The sequence below is a fragment of the Paenarthrobacter sp. 10L412 genome, from assembly GCF_056395565.1.
Window position 1 is genome coordinate 251654 of record NZ_JBFTJT010000002.1, and the last position, 19928, is coordinate 271581.

Sequence of the window (19928 nt, forward strand, 5' to 3'; positions counted from 1 at the left end):
TTTGCGCTGCCAAGCACCGACTACTTTGTTAAGCGTTCGCACAGCCCTATGCGCTCGCGCGTTGCTGCGGGGCCGCGACCTCGGCCAGGACACGCGTGAGCACGACCTCCGGCGTTGCGCCCGAGAATTCGGCCTCGGGATCCATCACCAAACGGTGTGTCCAGACCACGGGTGCAAGTTCCTTGATGTCGTCCGGAAGGACAAAGTTGCGTCCCTGACCGGCGGCCCAAACCTTCGCGGCGCGCACCATGGCCAATGCACCACGGACGGAGACGCCAAGGCGGGTCTCGGAAGCGCTGCGCGTCTCCTCGCAGAGCCGTGAAATGTATTCCAGCACTGCAGTGTCCACGTGGGTGGTGGCGGCGAGGTCCGCCATGTCAGCCACGGCCTGGGTAGTGATGATGGGAGTGAGGTCCTTGGAACGGTCCTTCAAGTTGGCCCCGCCCAGGAGCCTCACCGTGGAGGCGTGGTCCGGGTAGCCTATGGACGTTTTGATCAGGAATCGGTCCAACTGTGCCTCGGGCAGGCGGTAGGTACCGGCCTGTTCAATCGGGTTCTGCGTAGCCAGGACCATGAACGGACGACCTGCCTCGTACGTGGTGCCATCCACGGTGACCCGTGATTCTTCCATGACCTCCAGCAATGCCGACTGGGTCTTCGGCGAGGCGCGGTTGATCTCATCGGCCAGGACAATGTTGTTGAAGACCGGGCCTTTATGGAACTCGAATTTCTGGGTCTTCTGGTCATAGATGGTCACACCCGTGACGTCCGAAGGCAGGAGGTCCGGAGTGAACTGGATGCGGTTGTGGGAGCCCTGCACTGTCGCAGCCAAGGCGCGGGCCAGCGAGGTCTTGCCGGTACCCGGCGCATCTTCAAACAGGATGTGGCCTTCAGCCAGCATCGCCGTGAAGGTCAGCCGGATCACGTGGTCCTTGCCCAGAACGGCCTGGCCCACGTTGGCAACGAGCTTCTCGAACGTTTCTGCAAACCACGCGGCCTGCTCGTTTGTCATGGTCATGGGGTTGAGTCCTTTTCTGGGTATGACGGGTTGGGATGACGTGTTGTGGGCAATTCAGCAACCGCCGGGCCGGGGTCCGTAGAGATCCACCGTGGTGGACTTGACGAACCAGCCGTCCTTGGCAGTGCCTTGGAGCCGGTACCAGGGAGTGCCGTTGCCGTAAATGTCCTTGGTGCAATTGATGGTGATCTTGCCCCAGGAGCGCTCCACCCAGCCGACGCCGCAACTGGCAGGGCTGCCTGGAGTGTAGGAATCCGGCAGACCGGGTTTGCCCGGGCAGGTCCGGACGCTGCTGGCGTCCACCTGGATCTGTGACGCTGGCGGCGGTGGGGTGGGATCGTCGCCGCTGGTGGAATTGGCGCTGCCGGCCGGTCCTGCCACAACAGTCACAGCCCTGACCTTCAGGTTTCGGGTGTTGTTCCAACCGCCACCGGAGGCATCAAAGCTCGTGGCCTTACCCACGCCGTTCCAACCGCCACCGTCCAGGCTGACTTCGTAGTGATCCAAGGGACGGCCGTTCATGGCCGGGTTGTTCCACGTCCAGTGCACCTGGCCATCGCCCTTGGCGGACTTTCCACCGTTGACGTTCGGCGCATTCGGGGGCCCATAGGGGTTCCCCGTGCCGATTGCCTTGGCATCGCCGGACATGCCGTTCTTCACTGAAGTGGCAATGATGTTGACCACCACGTTGTTGCCGTTTGGTTGGCCGCCGATGTCTCCGCCGCCGCGGCCAATCGGGCCCGAACCGTAGGCTGTCTGCCAGCGGTAGGTGATCTCGTTGTCCTGCGAACCGTTGCGTTCCGCTGCGGTCAGCGGGGTGAACGTCACCCGGAGCTGTCCACTGGTGCCAGTCGCAGTGACCGAACCGCTTCCTACTGTGCCGGGCTTGCCCGCAGCACGAATAGCAGCCGACTGCTGGCTGACTCCGCTGACACCGGCCTTGTTGGTAGCCGAAACAGTAAAGGTGTAATCAGCCTCAGCGTTTGCCACGGTGACATTCTGCGATGTGGCGGCTACTGATTGGGAACCCACGACGGCGCCGCCCCGGTAGGTGGTCAGCGTGTAGGCAGACACGGGGTCGCCATTGTTGTTGGGAGCTACCCAGCTGACTTTCAACTGGCTCTGGCTGCCAACTGATCCCGCGCCGGAGACAGAGGGAGCAGCCGGTGTTGCCGGTACCCCTGCCGGAGTTTCCGCGGCGGAGTAAGGACTCCACTCCGAGGGTTCTTTGGCGTCGTTCCTGGCCAGGACACGGACCTTGTAGGCAACGCCGTTCGTCAGGCCTTTCCAGACGTAGCTTGCACCGGTGAGGTTCTGGATCTGGGGATTCTGGCCCGCGGGAGCCGGGGAGATCTCCAGGTCATAGGACTTGATGGGCGAGCCCTTGCTGGCTGGCGGGACCCAGGCTACGGACAATTGCTTGTCCCCGAATTTGAGCGTCGGTGCCACGGGGGTGTCCGGTTTGACGTCGGGTCGAACCTCGGCGGACACGGGCGAGCGATCGGACTCATTGATGGCGTTGGTGGCCGTCACGGTGAAGTGGTACTTCACGTTATTGGTCAGGCCAGTCAGCGTGCAGGTGTTGGCAGGGCAGTCCTGTTTGAAGCCGCCTTCGCCGTACACCGTGTACTTGGTGATGGGCGAACCACGGTCCGCAGGGGCATTCCAGGTCAGCAAGGCTGTTTGGTCGCCGACGCTCTGTGCCAGCGGAGTGGTGGGGGCCGCCGGCTTGTCCTTCACCGTGAGCCGGATGCGTGCCGTGGCGTACCGCGAGAGCTCCCCGGTCTTGTCCTGCACTGTGTATGCCACAACCATTGTTCCGGTGAAGCCTGTTGCGGGTGTCACCGTCACGTTTCCACCACTGGAATCCGCCGTCCCCTGGCCAGTCTCCGTTACAGCCGAGACGATTTTCAGGGGTGTGTCCGGGAACGGGTTCGAATCGTTCGCCAGCGCATTGACCGTGACCGGTTTGCCCGATTGGGCATCAGGTTCCACGTCATCATTGGCAACAGGTTTAGGGCGGTTGGATGCCGACAGGGAGAGCTTGTACGTAGCCAGTGCTTCCAGTCCGCGGCGGTCCTTGGCTTTCACCTGGACTGTGCCGCTTTGGCCGATCTGCACGGAATCATCAGCGGACACCTTGAGTGTCTTACCGTCGACGTTCACCCGGAAACCGCCGGGCGCCGCGCCCACCAGCTCGTAGCTCATGTTCTGGACATCGTCGGAATCAGGATCCGAGGTCAGCTTCTCCAGGTCCAGACTCGCCGAGTCCCCCTTGGGAACCTCAACCTGGCTGCCAAGCAGCGTGGGCGGATTGTTCTTATTGGGGTCCGGAAGCACCTTGGTACGGATGCTGAGCGTGGACTTCAAGCCGTTGGGATCATCAGGACCGGTTCCATCCGTGACTTCAAAGCTGATGGATCCCGGGCCCACGTATTCTGCGCCTGCGGTGTACTTGATTGCAGTGCCACCATTGGCAATAGGATCGCTGCCGTCAGCCCCGATGAGCTTGATTCGGTCCGCCTGGGTGAGGCGTGGTGAACGTCCATCACGGACCTTGACCCAGTCGGCCAAATTCACGGTGACGGACTGGCCCGATACCAGCTCCACCACCTCATCCTTGGCCAATGTGGGAACCTGCTGCCCGATGCCCGGCACCCAGATGATGGCCGTGGACTTCTGTCCGTCCACGTCCTCCACGGTGTACGGCACCAGTTGGGGCTGCTCCGTGAGGTCAACGATCACGTTGCCCTCAGAACCGGGCCGGGCCGTCTCCAACCCGGTACTGATCTTGAGATTCTCCCCCACACCATCCGGGTCTTCATCATTCTTCAGGACGGGCACGTCTACGGCCGTCTTCCCGAGAGTCTGGGCCGATGTCACGCGGTCGTCGCGGGCAATCGGGGCCTGCAGCGGGATATCGTTCTTGACGATCACCCTGATGCTGGCCTGGCCCACGGCATCGCGGTCGTCGGCCACCGAATAGCGGACGTTCACCGTGCCTTCGGCAGCAGGCGCTGTAATAAGGATGCGGCCACTGGTCTTGCTCACGTGGGCGTCCAAGCCGGCGTCAGCTTCAATGCCATCGGCCACGATCCGGATCAGGTCACCATCCGGATCGGTGTCGTTGGCAGTAGCATCCACGGCAATCTGCCGGCCCGGACGGACCTTGACTTCGTCATCCACCGGAGCCGGCTTCTGGTTGTCTTCACCGCGCGGTGCAACCCCCACTGTGACAGTTCCCGTGTTGACGGCTCCTTGGCGGTCGATCACCTTGTATCGGAACGTATCGGTACCTGCACCGTCGCCTGCGCCGACGAAATCGATGAAGTTGCTGCCCGCCGTCGCGGTTCCCATGCTGGGTGTGCTGTCGATGCCGGTGAGCTGGACCGAGTCGCCGTCGGGGTCTATGCCATCCAACGGAACCGGAATACGGACGCTGCCGCCAGCCACTACCCGTGCCGTCAGATTCTTGGGCTGTGGCCGCGAATTCTGGGCGCCTTCCAACGGGAGGATGTGGATGGTCACTGCAGCGGCGCTCTTTTGTCCCTGTGGATCCACGGCGTTGTAGATAGCGCGCACGGTCTTGGGGGCAGGACCTGCGATGAAGCGGAGCGTGTCTTCGGAAATGAACGCCTTGCCGTCTCCTTCGGCGATAGGCTGGGCCAACACCGGATCAACAGAGAGCTTTTCGCCCTGCGGATGTGTGTCGTTGTCCAGGACAGGAATGGTGACGACGTCGTTGACGCGCACGTTCACCTCGTCGGGTTTCGGCTGGGGAGCCTCGACGACGGCGGGGGCCGGCACCGGGACGACGCCCACCGTTCCGGTGGCCGAGGCGCGGCCGTTGGACATGGTGTAGCTGAACACAAAAGGTTCCTTGGCGCCGAGGACGTCAGTGACGCGAAGGACACTGTGGTCGATCACACTGACAGGTGCCGAAGAGCCGTCGGGCACCGTAACCGACTGGAGGACGAGGACTCCGCCGGAAGGATCGGAGTCGTTGGCCAACGGATCAACCAACACGCTTCCACCCACAGGCAGCAGGGCGACGTCGTGGACGGCAACCGGGGCTCCGGCGTCCTTGCCGGACTCCACGTCCACGCGGATCAAGCCTTGGCTGCTTTGTGGTCCGTTGCTGGCGATGTAGCTCAAATACACAGGGCCGGGGGTGTTGCTGCGGAACGTGAAGGTTCCGCCGTCGGTCACTGGACCCAGCTCTGCCGGGCCGGCAGCCTCAACATGGGCCACGCGCAAGGCGCCGCCGTTGGGGTCAACGTCATTCTTCAACGGGGAGATGACCAGGTCCTGGCCCACCACTGCTGTGACGTGGTCCGCGTTAACTACCGGTGCGAGGGCTCCGGGCGGTTGCACATTCACCACCACCCTGCCCGTGGTGGTGGCGCGGCCGTCCCAGACGGTGATGGTCACGTTCTTTTTGCCGGGCGCTGCGCCGGAATCCTGGTACGTGAGCAACCCGTCCCGGCGGACCTTGACCTGGTCTTGGTCATTGTCAGCCTTGGCGTCCAGCAGGACGAGGTCGTCGCCGTCGGGATCCATCCAGTCGGTAAGGATGTTTTGGCTAACGGATTTGCCCTGCTCCACCAGCATCGTAGTGGGCTCGGCACGCTTGAACAGTGGAGGCTTGTTCTCTTCCGGCGCGACGACGTGCAGCGTCACCTTGCCACCAGCCGACAGGCCACGGCCGTCCGCTGCGTTGTAGTCGAAGACCTCCGTGCCGGGCTTCGCGGTGGGAGGGACCTTGATCTGGAACGCTGAGCCACCGTAAATGTTCTCCAGCGCACCCGACTTCGGGCCGTTGGCGCCAACCGAGGCGGTGAGGACATCGCCGTCGGGATCTGAATCGTTGTCCAGGACGCTCAGGACTGAAGTGCGGCCGGGACGTACGCCGAACTCATCGGTTTTGGTCTCGGGCGGACGGTTCGGCTTGGTACGGTCCGGGAGGACGTTGATGGTGTTGTTGTCCGCGGATTCCTGGTCCTGGTCATCGGATTGGTTCTTTGGCGGGACAACATCGTCCCAGTTGTTCACGAGCTGCATGTTCTGGTTGACCAGCCACACGCTGCCGGAGTTGATGTCGTTGAGGACCACGAGGTCCCGGTTCACGCGGAAGACGTAGCTGGGCGATGCGCTGGCCTTGGGGACATCGTTTTTCTTGTCATCTGCGTCGTTATCGCAATCACGGATGTATTTGTTGGCCCCGGCCCACGCTGAGTGAACACATTTGCTGACCTGCACGGGCGCGGCGGGAACTCCCTCTCCGTCCACGTTGACTGTCGCCGCCGTGGACCCGTCCAAAGGCTGCTTCAGGAGGGCTTTGCGCGTAGCGATTGCCACATAGCCGCTGTCTTCGCTGCTCTGCTGGAGCTTGGCCTCCCGGGCGTCCTGCAGCTGGAGCTTGCGGCCACCGGGAAGGAAGAGGTTTCCGGATGCGGCATCCAGCACTACCGGTTTGTCGCCCACAACAGCAATCTGCAGATCACCGGCGCCCTTGAGCTCGTCCACCTTGGTTACTTCCGAGGCTGTCCGCTCGCCGTTGGCGTCCACGGTGGTGATGGTGATTTCGCCCTTGCCCGGGTCCGCCGTGTAAATCCGGTTGTCCTGTCCGACGGCCGACATCATGTTCTGCGAGCCAGTGAGGACGGGTTCGGTGGATTCTTCGTCGAAGCCGTTCACTGTGGAGGGCGAAAGTGCCCACACCTTTCCACGGGCGGGGTCCGTGACTGAGAGGACGCTGGAACCGTAGCTGACCTGCGAGGACGAGGGCAGTTGTTTGTCGCCACCCAACTTCAGGTTCGCCGCAGAGACCTGGTTGATGGTGGAGCCGGACTCATCGTCCACAAAAACGTTGCCGTCATGTTGCAGGACATCGAAGGTGGTGGTTGCCGGTGTCACGGCTCCATCAAGAACCCGGGAGGGATAATTCAACCGTCCCACGGCGTTCTTTGTCTTGCTCACAACCCACACGCCGCCGTCGTTCAAATCGACCTCGGCCGTCTTGAACCCCGGATAGAGCACTGCACCCGCTACCAGCAAGGCGCCGGCCGCAGTCACTGCAGTTGCAGATACGAGTTTCTTGTTTCGACGCTTTTTCAGCCCCAGCTTGCCGAAGAAAGATGTCACAGCCCCAAAATTCCCTTGTTGTACAGCCGCCCCCAGGCGGCGTCCAGGCCGACCGGCATGTGCCGGCAGCCTTGCATTCCGCAGTACCCCCATACGGCGGCGGAATTTTCAGTCCCTAAGACTATCCCACGCACCGAACGAGTAGCCAAGGGAACCCGAGATTGGACTCTCCATTGGCTTTGACAGCCTATGGCCTTCCCCGGGGACTCGGCGATGGGGAGAACTCCCCTCCCGTGGACGGCGGCTAGCATTGCGGCGCCCCCACCCGGCCAGGCTCACCCACCGTGGTGTGGAAGGAGATGATGTAGCGGCCCACATTCCTGTCCGAACCGTCTTCGATCCTCCACCAGGTGAACATTTGGTTGGACTGGTCGCCTTGGACGATGTAGCACTTCACCACCATCTTCTGCCCGGGGTATTCCCATGGCGGCAGGTTGGCATTCACGCCATCGCAGTCAAAGTAGGGCGTTGGCCGGTAGTTGTCTCCGCCCAAGGTGTAGGTGCAGGAACGCTGAACCACCGAGGTGTTCAAGACGCCCTCCCAGACTCCCTGCCGGCCCGATGTGGCACTTGCGCTGACTTCCGGCCCTGGCGTCCCCAGGGAATTGAACGTCTGGACATAGATGGTGCGGGTTTGCTCCCAACCGCCGGTATTGATCGTCCTGCTTCCGGAAGCCGCAACCGTTTCCCAAGCACCGTTGTCGATCCTGATCTTTGTGGTCTTGACGTCGTTGCTGGACGGCGGGGGCGAGGCCCAGTTAAGCGTTACGGACTGGTTGTTCAGAGCACCGTTCGTTCCAGATGCAGAAGGCGTGCCCGGGGATCCATATGGCGTGGCCGTTGCCGGGGCGCTCGCATCCGAGCTGGGCGCCACCGAGGAATGTGCGGTGATGGTGATGCTGCTTGCCTGGCCGTTGGCGAAGCCGCCCACGGTCTGGCCCGGCTGGATAGCCCCTGACTGGCCGGTACTCGCCCTGTAGGTATAGCTGACTTCATTCGCGCTGGAGCCGTTGCGTTGCGCAGCAGTCAACGGGTTGAAGTTGACGGTGAGCTGGGTGCCTGCTCCCCCTGTGTTGGCGGGGGTGGCACTGACATTTCCTACGGTTCCGAGCTTGCCCGTGGCGCGACGCGGTGCCGACGCGGCACTGACTGCGCCCTTGCCCGCTTTGTTCTCGGCCTGCACGGTGAATGTATAGCCGGCCTCGGAGTTGCTGGCAGTGAAGGTGGCACTGCGGACGTTGCCGGGTACGGTTTGTGTCTGCGCTGCTCCGCCGCCGCCACTCATCGTGACGTAGTAGTTCTTGATGGGGTCGCCGTTGATGTCCGGTTCAGACCAATCCGCACGGAGCTGGTTCTGCGTGCCAACAGAAGATACGACGGCGGTGCTGGGCGCCGCCGGGGCGCCGGGCAGCCCGGCTGGGTGGTCTTCCGCGGAGTACAGGCTCCAGTCCGAAGGGCCGAGCTCGTTGACAGCCTGCGCGCGGACTTTGTACTTCACGCCATTGGTCAGGCCCGGCCACGTGTAGCTCAACCCGGTGACCTCGTTCTTGACCGCGATGCCGCTGGCTGGTGGTGGTGAGATCTCCACGTTGTAATGCTTCACTGGTGACCCCTCGGTCTTCGCTGGGGTCCAGGTGATGGCCAGGTTCTTATCCCCGGCTTTGACCGACGGCGCGTCCGGCGGCGAGGGCTTCTCGTCCGGGCGGATCTCGTTGGATGGGACGGAGGCGGCCGAATCACCTACCTCGTTGGTAGCAAATACGGTGAACACGTACTTGACGTTATTGGTCAGGCCGGAGAGCGTGCACGTGGTGGTGGGGCACTCCTGCTGGAACCCGGCTGCCTTGACCGTGTACTTGGTGATGGCTGCGCCATTGTCCGACGGCGGTGCCCACTTGAGCACGGCCGTACGGCTCCGAACGTCGGTCGCCACTGGAGCAGATGGGGCGTCGGGCTTGTCGCGGACGGTGATGCGTAGACGTCCAATGGCCTGCCGGCTGGGGTCCCCGGTCTTATCCTTCACCGTGTAGCGGACCACTAGCACGCCCTTAAACCCGTCCGCGGGCGTTACCGTGATGGAGTCGCCGGAGATGGCGGGCTGACCCGAGCTGGATCCGGTTTCCACCACCGCTCCCACGATGGTCAGTGGTGATTCATTGAAGGGGTTGAAATCGTTCCCCAGCACGTTGATGGTTTCCGATCGCCCGGCGTCGGCCTTATCCACCACATCATCGTTGGCTGCCGGGAGTGGACGGTTGGAGGAAACCACCGTCACTGTCACAGCAGCCCGGACGGGCTCGGACCTGCCGTCGGTGACCTTGAGCGGGAAGGTACCACGGGCTCCGGGGTTGATGGACGGGCCCGGGGTGACTTTGAGGACGGTACCGTCAATCCGCGCGTCGAATCCGCTCGGCTGTTGGCCGTCGAGCTCGAACTTCAATTTGCCTTGGTCCTGCGCGTCCACATCCTTGGCGAGGTTGGCGAGGTCAAGCTCTGAGGCGTCGCCCTTGGGAGCATCGATCGCAGCGCCGCTGAAAGTAGGGACGTGGTTGGCATTCGGATCCGGGAGCACCCGCGTCATGATGGTGAGGGTGGACTTGAGCCCTTCGGCGTCGTCCGGTCCAGCGCCGTCCGTCACTTCGAAGGTGACAGAACCTGGACCGACATAATCTGCTCCGGCGGCATACCGCAGTGCTGTCCCGTCGCGCGCGATCACGTTCAGGGGATCTCCGCCCAGGACCTGGATCTTGTCCGCCACGGTGATGCGTGGCGTCCGACCCTCCCTTACCTTGACGTATTCCTGGAGCGCCAACGTGAGCTCATCACCGGCGGTGACTTCCACGACGTCGGTCTTGGCGAGGGTCGGGTACTGAAGGCCTTGGCCGGGAACCCACATCACTGCGGTTGCCGTCTGGCCGTCGATATCAGTGACGGTATAGGGAATCAGCTGATCCTGCGGGACCAACGTCACCACTACATTTCCGGCGGTACCCACGCGGGCGTTCGGGTTTCCATCGGGAAGGGAAATCTTCAGGTCTTCGGCTATGCCATCGGGATCGGAATCGTTCTTCAGGACGGGTACGTCTACTGCGGTCTTGCCCAGTGTCTCGGCCAGGGTGACGTGGTCGTCCTGTGCCAGCGGCACGTGCAGGTCCGCCGTCGGGCTTGTTTGAACCCTGATAACAGCACTGGCTTCCGCCTTTTTGTCGTCCTGGATCTGGTAGCTGATGCTTTCGTTTCCGGCCACACCGGGCGCAGTGAGCACTACATTCCCCGCAACTGCCTCTACCTGCAGCCCAGGATTCGCTTCGAACGCAGACGCCAAGCCGATGGGATCGCCGTCGGGATCTGAATCGTTCTGGAGTGCGTTCACTGCAACCCGGCGTCCGGGACGGACGTCAATGGCGTCGTCAACGGCGATCGGCTTCTGGTTATCCACGTCAGCCGGGGCGATGCCAACGATCACCGTGCCAGTGTTCTCTGCCCCGATCCGGTCCTTCACGCGGTAGCTGAAAGTGTCCGTTCCGGAAGACTTGCCGCCAGCCGTGAACTCCAGGTAGCCGTCCCGCAGAAGGGCTGTCCCCAACGTCGGGGCTTTGTCGATCCCGATGAGCTGGACAGAGTCGCCGTCGGAGTCGATGCCGTCCAGCGGAACAGGGATCTTCACGGTCATGCCCGCCACAACGCGGGCCGTGAGGTTCCGGGGCTCCGGCCGGCTATTCGTGGCGTCATCCCGGGCACGGATTCGGATGGTGACCTGTTGGGAGTCCGTTTGACCGGACGCGTTGCTGACCTTGTAGATCGCATAGACCGTCTTGGGCTCGTCCCCCGCAATAAAGCGGAGCGTGTTTCCGGCGACGAACATGCGGCCGCTTGCTTCGTCCGGCTGCTGGGCCAGGGCTGGGTCCAGGTCGAGTTCGCCACCGTTGGGATCCGAATCGTTCTCCAGGACCGGAATCGTTACGACGTCGCCAGCGCGGACAGTCACATCGTCGGGCTTCGCCTGCGGAGCCTGCAGCTTGGTGGGCGCCGGAACCACCTGGACCGAGATGTCACCCGTCGCCGAAGCCTTGCCATTGGAAATCGTGTACTTCAGGGACAGCTGCCCTTCCGCCCGGATGTCGCTGATCTTGACCACCGAGTGGTCCAGCACGGCCACACTCACCGGCAGCCCATCAGCTGCCGTCACCGACTGCACTACCAGGACGCCGCCTGCGGGATCCGAGTCGTTGCCGAGGACGTCAACCACGGTGCTCCCGCCGCTGGGCAGGAGGGCGATATCGCGCACGGCTACCGGCGCGCCGTCGCTGTTTCCGGAGACGACGTCGATGCGCACCAGCTGCTGGGCACTCGCCGGTCCGTTGGTCACCATATAGGTGACGTAATGCGGTCCGACAGCACCGGAATTGAAGGTAAACGTTTGCTGGTCCGGCCCGACCACCGCCGTCGATTGGCCGTCGGGCTGCGCCTGGGCGAGACGAAGCGTGCCGCCTTGGGGGTCCGTGTCGTTCTTCAGTGGGGCGATCACCGTGTCCTGGCCCGCCACAGCAACCACGTGGTCCGCATTCGCGATGGGTGGCAAGGCTCCAGGAGCGCGCACATCCACGCTGATCTGGCCCTCCGCGGTGAGCGTGCCATCCGAGACTTTGACGTTGAGGGTCTTCCGGCCCGGCCCCGCACCCGAGTCCTGGAAGGTGAGCAGGCCGTCCGGCCTGACCCGGACCTGGTCAGCCGGGTCGCTGCTGGAAGCAGCAACGGCGAAGATGTCGTCGCCGTCGGGGTCCGTCCAATCAGTGAGGACAAACTGGCTGGCGATCTTGCCCGACTGAACCACCAGCGCGTTGTTGCGGTTCGCCTTGGGCTGGGGCGCCTTGTTTTCCTCAGGAGGGACGATTCGGAGGTCTACATCAGCAGCGCCCGATCCCCCGCGGCCATCGTCCACCGAATACTTGAATGTTTCCGAACCGGAAGCGCCAGCCGGCACGGCGATCTGGAAACCCGTGCCACCATAGACCGCTGACAACGCTCCCGACTTCAGCGGCTCCCCCACGCCGACCGTCAACACGTCGCCATCGGCATCGGCATCGTTGTCCAAGACCGGCAGGATGGTGGTCTTTCCTGCCCGGACACCGTACGAGTCCGGCTTCGCGATGGGTGGCGTGTTGGGTTTGCTGCGGTCCGGAAGAACTGTCTGCTGGACTTCGTCCGCAGAGTCCTTATCGGCGTCGTCCGAGGTCTGCTGCGGCGGAATGACGTCATCCCAGTTATTAACCAGCTGCATGTTCTGGTTGACCATCCAGACGTTTCCGGAGTTCACGTCGTTCAGCACCACGAGATCACGGTTGACCCGGAAAACGTACGACGGCGATGCACTCGCTTTGGGCACGTCGGCGCGCCGGTTGTCCGCTTCATTGCTGCATTCGCGGACGTATTTGTTGGCCCCGGACCAGGCGGCGTAAGTGCAGGAGCCCAGATGGACCGGCGCTGCGGGAGTTCCCTGGCCATCCGCCTGGACCGTTTTTGCTGTTCCGCCATCCAGCGGCTGCAGGAAAAGGGCTTTGGGCGTAGCAATGGCCACGAAGTCGGCAGCGGGACCGCTCTGCTGCAGCCTGGCGTCCCTGGCATCGTCCAAGTGCACCTTGTTTCCGTTGGGCAGGACGATGTTCCCCGTGGCCTGGTTGAGGACGATCGCCTGGCCGCCCACCGCGGCAAGCTGGACTTCGCCGTCAGCCTTCAGGGCGTCATCGGTCCGCACTTGCGAGTCGGTTGCGTTGCCATCTGTGTCTACCTTCGTGGCAGTGAGCTTTCCTGCTTTCGGATCCAAGGTGTGGATGGTGTCATCCGTGCCGACCACCGAGGCGATACCCGTGGACTGCTCAAGCAAGGGCTGGGATTCATCGCTGAAGCCCCCGATGGACGTTGGCGAAACAGCCCAGACTTTGCCCTTGGAGGGATCGGTGACCGCTAATACCTTGTTGCCGAAGCTGACTTCCGCCGCGCCGGGCAGCTTCTGGTCTCCCCCGAGGCGCATGTTCGCGGCACTGACCGGGTTGATGCTGGCCCCGCTGGCGTCGTCGATGAAGATGTCGCTTGCCTGCTGGAGAATCTCGAAGTCAGTGCTGGCCGGGGTGACGGCACCGTCCAACGACTTTGACGGGTAGTTAAGCCTGCCTGCCGCGTTTTTCGATTTGCTGACCACCCAAACGCCGCCGTCGTTGAGGTCTACGTCAGTGGTTTTGAAACCTGGATAAAGTATGGCACCGGTGACAACCACAGCTGCGGCGGCGAGGAACGCTGTCGCGCTCAGACCCTTTGGCCGGCTGAATGGGCGTTTGTTGGAACGGCCCGGTGTTTTGGAACGTGTTTTAGAACTGCCCTTGCCGGACACATCAGGCAGAGCCATTCACATTCCCCCACTATGCGGCGACGGGGCCTGAGCCTGACGCCATACGAGCACGAACCATCCCCAAGACTACCCGTTTTGTCCATCGATTTGCGCAGATGTGACGGGTGGGCTCAACCACATCCCTCTCTCATCCGCACCACTTTCCCCGATCCTTCTCTCACATCCCCACCGTTTTCCCCCCTCCCTCGTTACCTTTTCGTAGCCCGTTTTGCGGTCGTATGGTTTTGTGAGACAGCTTGATGGGAGCTTCAGTTCAGATGACCACGCCCAGAAGAAAATACGATGCCGCTTTCCGTGAGGACGCTGTGCGGCTTGTTTTGTCCACGAGCAGGCCGGCGCGACAGATCGCCGAGGTGATCGGGATGGAAGGAAGACAGGCTGGCAATCTGGCTTCGCCGGCATCGGGAATCTCAACCCGCCAGTCACCGACGCGGGCTACGAGGTTCAATTCCCGGCTCAGCCGTGCGGCGGAACGCCTCGTCCCCGGTCCAATGAGCTCCTAAGAGTCGTCGTTGGCCGCCCAAACAGGACCCAAGGCGTCTTGAGAGAACGATCACCAACAACCCACACGACGTGAGAGAAGGATCGCCAAAAACCCGCGGGACGTGAGAGAGCGTTTAGTCCAGCACCAGGCCCTTGCCGCGGCCACGCGCGAGCATCACGGGGTGGATTTCACCGAAACCACGGACATTCTCGGACTTTTGCGGGACCAGCACGAAGCGTTCGTCCTGTCCAAGTGCAGCAGCGGTCATTGCATCAACCAGCACCGTCCCCGGCTGGGCCAGGGTGGTCAGCCGCGCCGCAAGGTTCACGGTGGGACCGTAGATATCGCCGAGTCGGGACAGGATGCGACCCCACACCATGGACACCCGCGCCTGGGGCAGGATCTCGTCTTCCGTGAAGGCCTGCGCCAAAGCCAGGGAAATTTCCGCGCCTGCAGCCGGGGTCTCGGCAATATAGAGAACTTCGTCGCCCACGGTCTTCACCAGGCGTCCGCCACCCACGGAGATGATCTCGGCGCACTTGTTCTCGAAGCGCTGGACCATTTGGGCCAGGGTTTTCTCGTTCATCCGCCGGGAGAGGCTTGTGTAGGAGACGAGGTCGGCGAACCCTACGGCACGGGCCAAGGGCAAAGGAGAATCGTCCTCGTCCCCTTCGCGTCCTTCCTCGCTCGCTTGCAGGCCCGCCTCGGCACGAACGGCAAGCCGCTGAACGCCGGCGTTGAGTTGACGACGGTAGGAGTAGACCAGGATCTCTTCCAGGGAATCCACCAGGGCCGGCAGCTGGCCCACCAGTTGCTTACGGGCCACGGCATCCGGAATTCCCTGCTCCTGGACCATGTCTTCAACCAGGGCTTCGATCTGCCAGACCACCATGCGGTCCGTCATCTGGCCGATGGAGCGGGTAACGGATATCGCAGCTTCCTCGGTGAGGATCCCGGCACGGACGAGGTCAAGAATCGTGGACAACGCTGCTTGGTCACGTTCGGTGAAAGCGACGTCGTCGTCGCCGAAGTTGGGGAAGCCCAAAGCCCGCCACAACTTCCGCGCGGAAAGAATGGAGACACCGGCACCTGCAGCAACTTCACGACGGCGGAGCTTGCGTTCGCCGCCAAGCAACCTCGCCTCAAGCGCTTTGATGGCCAGGCGTTCTGCGGACATCACGCCGGTGGGCGGGCCGGTGGTCACGGGCGCCTGGACGGGCGCTGGTTCCGTGTCCTCATCCACTGAAGGTTCGGGTACGGCGTTGAACTCCTCGTCCAGGTCCTCGCCGGACTGCTGATCCTCAACGCTCATCTCTTCCACCTTCTCTCAATTCCCACGGCAATCCATCAAAGTCCGACAGGACTTCACCCTCAAAAACCCCACCTTTGGGCAGTTCATCCATGGCGTCAAGAATGTAGCCCCTGAATTTTCCGACCTCCGGTACATCCGTCAAGACGGCTTCGCCAGAGGGCCCGGTATCCAAGGATATATTCCCGGAGTGCAATGTCCGCTGCAGCAGGTTCTGGTGGACCCCCACGCTGCGGACCGCCATCAATGACACCTGCCAGTCGCCGCGGCGAAACATTCCGTACTTGGCAATTATCCGGCGGTTTGTCAGGATGAACCGGACTGAACGCCATTTCAACACCCGCTTCAAGCTGTAGGCCACCAGCACGAGCCCTGCCAAGCCCACACAGGCACCGACAAGCCATGGCGTCCATTCCACTGTAATGAATGGGGCAAGGCGTTGCGGATTTCCTTTGATAATCCACGCACAGGCGTAGGCTGCCAGGGCAGGAACCACTATGAAGGCCAGCGTTGGCAAGAACAGCGAGCGGGCCTGTTGCCGCGTGATGGTGATGACCTGCTCCCCCGGAAGCAACTCTTTACGCATAACCGCTTTCCGTGGCGCGCAGATGGACCACATCACCAGCCGTTACAACATGTTCCCGGCCGCCGTGGTCCACTACCAGGAGCGATCCGTGCTCGTCCAAACGGGAGGCATGGCCCACCACTTCGTGATCACCGGGCAGGTGCGCGCGCACCTCGCGTCCCAAGGTGACCATTGCCGACTCAACGCGCTTATGCAGCGAGGGCCCACCTGCCAACCCTGCCGCGGGATCGCCTTCTGAGTTGCAGAAGCTGCGGTAAAGCCGGCTGAAGCGTGAAAGGTAGCTCTTCAGCAGCGCGGTGCGGTCCGTCGTCGTGGCCCCTTCCAAGGCCAGCGATGTAGCGGTTGGTACCGGCAATTCATCCTGCGCCAGCGAGACGTTGAGGCCAACGCCCAGGATCACTGCAGGGACCGACCCGTCACCCAGCGGCGTCATCTGGGCCAGGATTCCAGCGACCTTCCGTCCATTAACCAGGACGTCGTTGGGCCACTTGATCTCTGCCGTAACGCCAGCCGTTTCCTGCAGTGCTTCGCGCAGGGCAACGGCGGCAAGCAGTGAGAGCCACGAGTAACTCTGCGTCGGCACGGGCATGCCTTCGGCTGTGACGGGCCGCAGCACCATCGACACTGAAACGGCAGAGCGCTCCGGCGATTCCCAGTGCCTGTCCAGCCGTCCGCGTGCCGCTGTCTGGTGCTCGGCGGTCAACACGGCGAGATCAGCCCATTTTTTAGGCTCCACGGTTACGGCACGCACGAGGTCCTGGTTGGTGGATCCCGTGGACTCGACAATGTTCAATTGGGAAATACCGGTTGCCGACAGGAAATCAGGCTCGAGCAGCGCCTCACGGTCCAATGATGGCCGGTCTTCCCCGGACCTGGGGACAAGGGGTTCGCTGCTGGCAGGCTGTTCGGCATCCATAGCTGAATCCTATCCAGTTGCGGCCCGCAGAACTTGCCCAAAACATGGGAATCCGCTTAGAGGAAGATGTCTGGCACCAGGCCGCCCTCAGGCGCGCCGAGGCTGTATGGCGCAAACTCCTTCACACCGGCTGCCCTGAGGACTTCTTCGTCGGTGTAGAAGTTCCCCGAACCCGTGACGCCGTCAGCAAGGTTGGCGCCAGTCAGCACAGCGTGCGCAGCATCGGCCATGATCTCCGGTCCGCGGGCGGCCTTCACAATTTGCTGCCCACCGGGCATGTTCCGGATCGCCGCGGTATCGATCAGTGTGCAAGGCCAGAGCGAGTTGACCGACACGCCGTCGCCCTTTAACTCTTCGGCGAGTCCCAAGGTGGTGAGGCTCATTCCATACTTGGCCATGGTGTAGGCCAGATGCATCCCGGCCCATTTTGGATCGAGGTTCAGCGGTGGAGACAGCGTAAGAATGTGCCCGTTCCCGGATTCCCGCAGTGCAGGGAGGGACAGCTTCGAGAGCAGGAAGGTTCCCCGGACGTTAATGTCCTGCATGAGGTCGTAGCGCTTCATGTCGATCGCATCCGTGCGCGAGAGGTCGATGGCTGACGCGTTGTTGATGACGACGTCGATTCCCCCAAAACGCTCGACGGCGGCACTTACCGCCGCGGCGACGTCGTCGTCATTGCGGACATCGCCCACGAGGGGCAGAGCCTGACCGCCGGCAGCGACCAGTTGATCAGCCGCGGTAAAAACGGTCCCTTCCAGTTTCGGATGAGGTTTTCCGGTCTTGGCCATCAGCACGATATTGGCGCCGTCGCGGGCCGCGCGGGTGGCGATGGCCAATCCGATGCCACGGCTGCCGCCGGACATGATGATGGTGCGGCCCTTGAGCGAACCGCTGGCTATATAAGGGGTACTGCCCTTCGGCTTACTCTCTTCGGAAGCTGGGGAAGCATCGTTGCTTGGAGTCATGGAGACACTCTAACCCAAGTATGTTACTGACGGGTAACATAGCGGCAGCTTTGGCTTGGGCGCTGAAAATTGTAGGGTTTCTACAGCGGTTCGCGGCAATGGCGTCACTAGACTGGCCAGCGGGGCCTGTTCTTTGTACGGAAGCTACTTAAGTCAGCTACTTGTTTGCACCAGAACTGCGCCAGCGAAAATCAGCTACAGAGCCGGAGACACTTGATGAGCCACGATCTGACAACGACAGCGGGAAAGATTGCAGACTTCCGCGACCGCCAGGCCCGTGCAGAGCAGCCTTCCGGCCCGGAAGCGATCGAAAAGCAACACGCACGCGGTAAGAACACTGCCCGCGAACGCATTGACCTCCTGGTCGATCCCGAGTCATTCGTTGAGTTCGACGCCCTCGCCGTCCACCGCTCCACAGCCTTCGGCATGGAGAAAAAGAAGCCCCTGGGCGACGGCGTCGTCTCCGGTTACGGCACAGTGGACGGGCGCCTCGTTGCCATCTACAGCCAGGACTTCAGCGTCTACGGCGGCTCGTTGAGCCAGGTCAACGGCGAGAAGATCGTCAAGGTCCAGGAATTCGCCCTCCGCAACGGCTGCCCTGTAGTGGGCATCAACGACGGCGGTGGCGCGCGCATCCAGGAAGGCGTGGCTTCCCTTGCCATGTTCGCGGATATCTTCCGCAACAACGTCCATGCCTCCGGCGTCGTCCCCCAGATCTCGCTCATCATGGGTCCGTGCGCCGGCGGCGCTGCCTACTCCCCCGCCCTGACCGACTACGTGGTCATGGTGGACAAGACGTCCCACATGTTCATCACCGGCCCCGATGTCATCAAGACCGTCACGGGCGAGGACGTGGATATGGAAACGCTGGGCGGTGCCCGCCAGCACAACGCCACCACCGGAACGTCCACTTACCTTGCCTCCGACGAAGCCGATGCGATCGAATTTGTCCGCGAACTCCTGGATTTCCTGCCTTCCAACAACCTCTCCGAGGCGCCGGTTGTAGAACACGACCAGGAATTGGAACTCGACGACGACGATCTCGCCTTGGATGGGCTGATCCCTGATTCGGCCAATCAGCCGTACGACATGCGCAAGGTCATTGAGCAGATCGTGGACGACGCCCACTTCCTTGAAATGCAGTCGCTGTACGCCCCCAACGTGATCATTGGCTACGGGCGGGTCGAAGGCCACACAGTTGGCATCGTTGCGAACCAGCCCATGCAGTTCGCAGGCACCCTGGACATCTCCGCATCCGAGAAGGCCGCCCGGTTCGTCCGGCACTGCGACGCTTTCAACATCCCCATCATCACCCTGGTGGACGTGCCCGGCTTCCTCCCCGGCAAGGACCAGGAATTCCAAGGAATCATCCGTCGAGGCGCCAAACTCCTGTATGCCTACGCTGAGGCCACCGTGCCCAAGCTCACCGTCATCACCCGCAAGGCCTATGGCGGCGCGTACATCGTGATGGGCTCCAAGAAGCTGGGCGCGGACCTGAACCTCGCGTGGCCCACCGCCCAGATCGGTGTCATGGGCGCCCAGGGTGCGGTGAACATCCTTTACCGTCGCGACCTCGCAGCGGTTGCCGAGGCCGGCGGCGACGTCGAAGCCAAACGCGCCGAGATCATCCAAGGTTATGAGGAAGAACTCCTCAACCCTTACCAGGCAGCTCAGCTGGGCTATGTGGACGCCGTCATTGCACCCTCTGACACGCGTCTCCAGATCATCCGCGGCCTGCGCGCCCTTCGCGACAAACGCGCCAGCCTGCCCACCAAAAAGCACGGGAACATCCCGCTGTGAGCCCGGCAAAGCATCGGGCAGACGAAAGCCCTTCAACACCCGAACCCGTTGCTCCCATGTTCTCCGTGGTCAAGGGAGAACCAACCGCCGAAGAGCTCGCGGCACTTGCCGCCGTCGTCGCCTCCGTCGGAGTACCCCAGACGCCGGAGCCTGCAAAGCCGAACGTTCGTCATTGGGTGCGCCGTCAGCAGTTGCGCCTGGACCCCACGCCGGGTCCGGGCGCGTGGAAGCGCAGCCGCGGCTAGCTTCGCTTCTCGCGGTTGGGGAAGAAAGTGCAACAACCCTTTCACGTGAGCCGAC

Annotated in this window: 9 protein-coding genes; 2 read left to right on the top strand and 7 right to left on the bottom strand. The window is 62.5% G+C overall.

The features are described 5' to 3' along the window. Positions 1–46: 46 nt before the first annotated feature. The 7 genes from AC1DD7_RS02930 to AC1DD7_RS02960 all read right to left on the bottom strand — a co-directional run bounded on the left by AC1DD7_RS02930 (position 47) and on the right by AC1DD7_RS02960 (position 17828). A complete protein-coding gene (locus AC1DD7_RS02930) occupies positions 47–1018 on the bottom strand; it encodes an AAA family ATPase (protein WP_477513726.1) in 972 nt (323 codons plus the stop codon). 54 nt (positions 1019–1072) lie between these two features. Continuing rightward, a complete protein-coding gene (locus tag AC1DD7_RS02935; RefSeq protein WP_477513727.1) occupies positions 1073–7162 on the bottom strand; it encodes an Ig-like domain-containing protein in 6090 nt (2029 codons plus the stop codon). A gap of 244 nt (positions 7163–7406) precedes the next feature. After that, entirely contained in the window at positions 7407–13565 is a 6159-nt protein-coding gene (locus AC1DD7_RS02940; RefSeq protein WP_477513728.1) for an Ig-like domain-containing protein, read from the bottom strand. A 620-nt stretch (positions 13566–14185) separates the two neighbouring features. Next, on the bottom strand, positions 14186–15364 hold the full coding sequence (locus tag AC1DD7_RS02945; RefSeq protein WP_431119244.1) for an adenylate/guanylate cyclase domain-containing protein: 1179 nt from the start codon (positions 15362–15364) through the stop codon (positions 14186–14188). Next, positions 15354–15947: a PH domain-containing protein gene (locus AC1DD7_RS02950; RefSeq protein ID WP_431119243.1), complete on the bottom strand. Its 594-nt coding sequence runs from the start codon at positions 15945–15947 to the stop codon at positions 15354–15356. Before AC1DD7_RS02950 ends, AC1DD7_RS02945 begins: the two co-directional genes overlap by 11 nt. Beyond that, positions 15940–16863, bottom strand: coding sequence for a biotin--[acetyl-CoA-carboxylase] ligase (locus tag AC1DD7_RS02955; protein ID WP_431119241.1), 924 nt, complete (start codon positions 16861–16863; stop codon positions 15940–15942). The genes AC1DD7_RS02950 and AC1DD7_RS02955 overlap by 8 nt, the downstream gene beginning before the upstream one ends. A 56-nt stretch (positions 16864–16919) precedes the next feature. Then, positions 16920–17828: an SDR family oxidoreductase gene (locus tag AC1DD7_RS02960; RefSeq protein WP_477513729.1), complete on the bottom strand. Its 909-nt coding sequence runs from the start codon at positions 17826–17828 to the stop codon at positions 16920–16922. A gap of 216 nt (positions 17829–18044) precedes the next feature. On the opposite strand from AC1DD7_RS02960, the gene AC1DD7_RS02965 reads away from it, so the two are divergent. Continuing rightward, complete coding sequence (locus AC1DD7_RS02965) at positions 18045–19628, top strand: acyl-CoA carboxylase subunit beta (protein ID WP_216925413.1); 1584 nt, start codon at positions 18045–18047, stop codon at positions 19626–19628. Further along, complete coding sequence (locus tag AC1DD7_RS02970; protein ID WP_431119236.1) at positions 19625–19873, top strand: acyl-CoA carboxylase epsilon subunit; 249 nt, start codon at positions 19625–19627, stop codon at positions 19871–19873. The genes AC1DD7_RS02965 and AC1DD7_RS02970 overlap by 4 nt, the downstream gene beginning before the upstream one ends. The last annotated feature ends 55 nt before the right edge of the window (positions 19874–19928 follow it).